The 5,075-nt window shown below is 75.1% G+C and carries 5 protein-coding genes; 2 read left to right on the top strand and 3 right to left on the bottom strand.

Annotated features, from left to right (window positions below; genetic code table 11):
* Positions 1–940 (bottom strand): serpin family protein (locus tag DQW06_RS14715; protein WP_157983444.1); only part of this gene is annotated, 940 nt, incomplete at its 3' end.
* Positions 941–1,211: 271 nt separating this feature from the next.
* Here DQW06_RS14715 and DQW06_RS14710 point away from each other — a divergent pair.
* On the top strand, positions 1,212–2,042 hold the full coding sequence (locus DQW06_RS14710) for a DUF3159 domain-containing protein (protein ID WP_013153894.1): 831 nt from the start codon (positions 1,212–1,214) through the stop codon (positions 2,040–2,042).
* Between the two features lie 25 nt (positions 2,043–2,067).
* On the opposite strand, the gene DQW06_RS14705 is transcribed toward DQW06_RS14710, so the two are convergent.
* Positions 2,068–2,757, bottom strand: coding sequence for a TrkA family potassium uptake protein (locus DQW06_RS14705; RefSeq protein ID WP_041552775.1), 690 nt, complete (start codon positions 2,755–2,757; stop codon positions 2,068–2,070).
* Complete coding sequence (locus tag DQW06_RS14700; protein ID WP_026338175.1) at positions 2,750–3,421, bottom strand: TrkA family potassium uptake protein; 672 nt, start codon at positions 3,419–3,421, stop codon at positions 2,750–2,752. Before DQW06_RS14700 ends, DQW06_RS14705 begins: the two co-directional genes overlap by 8 nt.
* 217 nt (positions 3,422–3,638) lie before the next feature.
* On the opposite strand from DQW06_RS14700, the gene DQW06_RS14695 reads away from it, so the two are divergent.
* Positions 3,639–4,925 (top strand): class I SAM-dependent RNA methyltransferase, encoded by a 1,287-nt coding sequence (locus DQW06_RS14695; RefSeq protein ID WP_013153891.1) that lies wholly within the window; start codon positions 3,639–3,641, stop codon positions 4,923–4,925.
* Positions 4,926–5,075 lie beyond the last annotated feature (150 nt).

Below are 5,075 nucleotides of genomic sequence, written 5' to 3'. Positions count from 1 at the left end.
CCTCGGCGCCCTTCTCGTCCACCCGCAGCACCGACTGGTGCAGGATCTCGTCGGCGCGCAGCGGTTCCGGGCTGATCCCGTCGAAGCGGGCCTCGTCCGTGGCCAGGTCGCGCACGCCCAGCGCCGCCAGCGGTTCGAGCAGAGAGGTGTCGGTCTCCACCTCGAAGCGCGGCAGGGCCAGGTCCACCTGCTGGGAGGAGCGGTGGGCGTACAGGTCGGCGAGCGCGTCGGCCGTCACCGGGGCGGGAGCGGCGGAGCGCTCGTCGGGCAGCAGCACGTCCAGGGTCAGGCCGTGGTCGCCCTCCAGGCTCACCATGCTCCACCCGCGGGCCCGCGCGTGCGGCAGACGGGCCGAACGGTGCATGGTGGGCACCTTCCGCCTGCCCGACGGTGCGTGGAAGGGCCTGTCCCGGGTCCGGGCGGGGTCGAAGGGGTCTGGCCAGGCCAGTTTCACCCACAGCGCGTTGACCAGCAGCAGCCGCACGCCCGGGTGGACGCTGCCCGCGGGGAGCAGTTCCTCGATCAGGCCGCGGGTCACCTCCGCCACACGGGCGTTGACCCGTGAGCGCACGCCCTCGGAGTCGTGCTCGAAGTCGGCGTGCTCCACCTCGGCCCCGGCGCGCTCGCGCACCCGGGACGTGAAACCCGGCAGGACCTCCAGGTCGGCGGGCACGTACAGGCCGTTGAGGCTGGCCAGGTCGAGTCCGGGCTCGGCGGCCACGGCCGCGTCCAGCGCCTCCAGCTGGCCCCGCACGTCCGCGCCCAGCAGCGCCTCCAGCTCGGCCAGGGTGCGCTCCCGGGCGCCGGTGGCCAGCAGCGCCAGCACCGTGCCCACCGAGTGGGGGGACCACACGTGCGATTCCCCCTGCCGGGTCAGCACCCGGTCCAGCGCGGCGGCGAACTCCAGATGGTCCCGGCGCGGGGACGTACTCGTCTGCATGGGCTCCTGCTCGCTCTCGGCTCCGGCGTCTGGTCGCCAGCGTACGGAACGGCCCTCCTCCACCGCCAGGGTGCGCCGCCGGGTGAGAAGCCGCACGCGACAAGCCCGGACCCAAGGGGGCAAAGGCGGGCGGAGCGCATCCGCGCGACCACCGCGCGTACCCCGCGACCGGTCGCACGTCACATAGGCTTGGGCCGACACGGCGCGCGGAACCGTGTTGGACGCCCCGCGCGGCGACGACCGCCCACGACCGAACCCGAGCAGGAGCAGGATGACTGAGCACCAGCGGGCCGCCGAGGAGGCCGCCCCGGCCGCCGGGGCGGACGACAGGGCCGCGGCGGGCACCCCGGACTCCGGGGACGCCCCCGCCCCGGAGCGCGCCCCCGGCCGGGGCGCCACGGCGGCGGACCGCCCGGCGGTCACCGAGGACACGGTCGAGGCGCTCGTGCGCTCGCAGCTGGCCAAGGCGCTGGGCGGCAAGCGCGGCATGGTCGAGGCTGCGGTGCCCACCCTGACCTTCACCGTCTCCTACATCGTCAGCTCGGAGCTGCGGCTCTCGATCGTCCTGGGCGTGGTCGCGGCCCTGGTCCTGGGCGCGGTCCGGCTCGTGCAGCGCTCCTCGGTGCAGTACGTGCTCACCAGCCTGTTCGGCATCGGCATCGCCGCGGTCTTCGCCATGCGCAGCGGCAACGCCGCCGACGCCTTCCTGCCGGGCGTCATCTACAACGCGGTCTACGCCGTGGTGCTGAGCCTGTCGGTGCTGGTGCGCTGGCCCGCGATCGGACTGATGATCGGCCCGTTCATCGGCGACAAGGAGGACTTCACCTCCTGGCGCGCCAACCCGGCCGTGGTCACCCTGGCCTCACGCCTGACCTGGCTGCTGGTCCTGCCCTGCGTGATCCGCGTGCTCGTGCAGTACCCGCTGTGGATGGCCGACCACTACGGCTGGGCCGACACCTTCGCCCTGCTGGGCTTCTCCAAGGTCGCCATGGGCTGGCCGCTCCAGGTCGCGGCGTTCGCGGCCATGGTCTGGGTGCTGGCCCGGGGGCGCACCCCGCTGGAGGAGCGGGAGCACCCGGCCCGGGACGAGACGGCGGACTGACCGGGCGCCCCGGCGGACGCGCGGCCTAGAGGTCGGGGTCGTCCGCCGAGCCCAGCAGGGACTCCAGGGCGCCCAGGACCTCGGGCTCGGCCAGGAACACCACGGTGTCGCCCACCGACAGGGTCCGATCGGGGTCCGGCGGGCGCACCCCGCCGGGGCCCACCACCGCCACCAGCGCCACCCCCTCCGGCAGCGACTCCGCCAGCGCGCCCTCCGGCCCGCCCGCGAACGGACTCCCGGCGTGCAGCACCGACTCGGCGATCTCGGCCCCCGGCAGCGGCGGCAGGGAGTCCTCCCCGCCCGGCTCCTCCTCGGGGACCCCCTCGACCAGGTCGGCGATCAGCCGCGGCGGGGAGACCGCCAGGTCCACGCCCCAGGACTCGTTGAACAGCCACTCGTTGTCGGGATCGTTGATGCGGGCGATCACCCGGTCCACCCCGAACTCGGTCTTGGCCAGCAGGGACACCACCAGGTTGACCTTGTCGTCACTGCTGGCCGCGACCACCACGTCGAAGTCCTCCAGGCGGGCGTCCTCCAGCGTGGCCAGCTCGCAGGCGTCGGCCAGCAGCCACTCCACCTGGGGGAGGTCGTCCACACCGATGGCGCGGGTGTCCCGGTCGATCAGCAGCACGTCGTGGCCGCTGCCCGCCAGCTCCGTGGCGATGGAGCGTCCCACGCTCCCGGCTCCCGCGATGGCGATCCGCATCTCACCCACGCTCCGTCTCGTCGTCGTCCAGCCGCAGCCCGTCCAGGTCGCGGCCGCGGGCGACCACGTGCAGGACGTCGCCCTCCTCCAGGAGCTCACCGGATCCGGCCAGGAGGATCCGGCCCGCACGGGTCAGGTAGACCACCCGCACCGGCGCCCGCTCCTCCAGGTCGGCGACGCGGCGGCCGGCCCACCCCCGCGGCAGGTTCATCTCGTTCATGGCCAGGGTCCCGGACGCGTCCTGCCACTCCGGTCCGGCGGTGAGCCGCCCGTCGCCCGGCACCATCCGGCGCAGGACCGCGTCGGCCGTCCAGCGCACGGTCGCCACCGTGGGGATGCCCAGCCGCTGGTAGACCTCGGCCCGGCGGGGGTCGTAGATCCGCGCGACCACGTTGTCCACGCCGAACGCCTCGCGGGCCACCCGCGCCGAGATGATGTTGGAGTTGTCCCCGTTGCTGACCGCGGCGAAGGCTCCCGCGCGGTCGATCCCGGCGGCGAGCAGGACCTCCCGGTCGTGGCCCTGCCCCCGGACCGCGTGCTTGGCCACGGAGCCGCGCAGACGCCGGAACGCCTCGGGGTCCCGGTCGATCACCGCCACCGTGTGCCCCAGGTCAACCAGGGTGTGCGCGAGGGTGGACCCCACCCGTCCGCACCCCATGATCACGATGTGCACCTCGCCCGCACTCCCGTCGAGATAGCCGCCGCGCACGCCGTGGTCGCGCGTGCGCACAGTGACACCTTGGCACAGACGCGGCCGACACGCTCGGTCGCCCCGGCCGTCCACGGGCCCGTCCGGGAGGCGGGTTCCGGCAGGTAGATTGGGAACGGTTGGTGGCTGTGCGCGCAGGGTCACCCGTCACGTGACCCGACCATCTTTGAGGACGACCGCCATGAACCGTGTGGGACAGGATTTCGAGCTGACCGTGGACGACGTCGCGCACGGGGGCTGGTGCGTGGGGCGTCACGAGGACCAGGTGGTCTTCGTCCGCCACGCCCTGCCCGGCGAGCGGGTCCGCGTCCGCGTCACCGAGCAGACCTCCCGCTTCATGAGGGGCGACGCCGTCGAGGTCCTCCAGGCATCCCCGGACCGCGTCCAGGCCCCCTGCCCGGCCGCCGGGCCCGGCAAGTGCGGAGGCTGCGACTGGCAGCACGCCGCCCCGGAGGCCCAGCGGGCACTCAAGGGCAAGGTCGTCGCCGACCAGCTGCGGCGCATCGCCGGGATCGACCGCCGGGTCGAGGTGGAGGAGCTGCCCGGCACCCCCGACGGCCTGGGCTGGCGCACCCGCGTGCGCTTCGCCGTGGACTCCGGCGGCCGCGCCGGACTGCGCCGCCACCGCTCCCACGACATCGAGCCCGTCGAGCGCTGCCTCATCGCCCACCCCGGCGTGACCGAGCTCGGGGTGACCGACGTCACGTGGGAGGGCGTCCGCGACGTGGAGGCGGTCGCCTCGGCCGCCTGCGCCGACCGCGCGGTGGTCGTCACACCGACCGGGGCCAGGCTGGACTCCCTGCCCGAACTGGGTACCTCCAGCGCGGTGCTGCGCCGGTTCAAGGGCGGCCGCGTCCAGCAGGTGCGCGGACGCAGGGGCGTGCGCGAGAAGGTCGACGGCCGCGAGTACCGCGTCAGCGCGGGCGGCTTCTGGCAGGTGCACCCGGCCGCCGCCGAGGTGCTCACCGCCGCCGTCCTGGACGCCCTGGAGCCCAAGCCCGGCGAGACCGCCCTGGACCTGTACTGCGGGGCGGGGCTGTTCACCGGCGCGCTGGCCGCCGCCGTGGGCCCCGAGGGCCGCGCCATGGGCGTGGAGAGCGGCGCCGAGGCCGTGCGCGACGCCCGGTACAACCTCAAGGACATGGAGCAGGTCCGCGTCGAGCAGGGCGACGTGGCCGCCCAGCTGCGCGAGTGGGCTGACGTGCGCGCCGATGTGGTCGTGCTGGACCCGCCCCGGGCCGGTGCGGGCGCCGAGGTGGTGCGCTCCCTGACCGGGACGCGCCCCCGCAGGGTGGCCTACGTCTCGTGCGACCCCGCCACGCTCGCCCGCGACCTGGCCTCGTTCGAGCGGGCCGACTACCGTCTGGTGGACCTTCGCGCGTTCGACGCCTTCCCGATGACCCATCACGTGGAGTGCCTGGCGGTGCTGGAGCCGGTCCACCCGGCCCGCCGCCACCGGGAGGGCTGACCGCGACCCCCGGGGCCGACCCTCCCGGACCGCCGGGCCCGGAGCGGGCACGGCGCGGACCGGCACCGCGGCCGGGACCGGCAGCCGGTCCCGGGCCCGTGCGGTGGTGGAGTCCACCGGGACCGCCGGGGCGGGAGGCGACGGCCCCAC

Source organism: Nocardiopsis sp. TNDT3 (assembly GCF_003427465.1).
GTDB lineage: Bacteria > Actinomycetota > Actinomycetes > Streptosporangiales > Streptosporangiaceae > Nocardiopsis > Nocardiopsis dassonvillei.
This window is presented reverse-complemented; position numbering and strand designations above follow the sequence as displayed.